General features: G+C 44.9%; 1 protein-coding gene and 1 pseudogene. Both read left to right on the top strand.

Annotated features, from left to right (window positions below):
• Window positions 1–134: pseudogene (locus B4237_RS03960) on the top strand (50S ribosomal protein L2); the annotation flags it as partial.
• A 13-nt stretch (window positions 135–147) separates the two neighbouring features.
• A partial coding sequence (locus B4237_RS03965; RefSeq protein ID WP_286941530.1) for a ribosomal protein S19 family protein occupies window positions 148–294 on the top strand: 147 nt, incomplete at its 3' end.

Raw genomic sequence — 294 nt, forward strand, 5'->3', positions numbered from 1 at the left:
CACACGGTGGTGGTGAAGGACGTAGTAAAGGTATTCAACCTGTAAGTCCATGGGGTCAAAAAGCTAAAGGGTACAAGACACGTACCAACAAGCGTACGACTAAGATGATTATTCGCGACCGTCGCGTCAAGTAAGGGAATCTGAATAATGCCTCGTTCATTAAAAAAAGGTCCATTCGTCGACGCGCATTTGTTCGCTAAGGTTGAAGCTGCGATTGCTGCTAACAACCGTAAGCCGATCAAAACATGGTCACGTCGTTCAATGATCCTTCCAGACTTTGTTGGTTTAACAATT

This window comes from Acinetobacter sp. UBA6526 (assembly GCF_002434875.1).
In the GTDB taxonomy this organism is placed as follows: domain Bacteria; phylum Pseudomonadota; class Gammaproteobacteria; order Pseudomonadales; family Moraxellaceae; genus Acinetobacter; species Acinetobacter venetianus.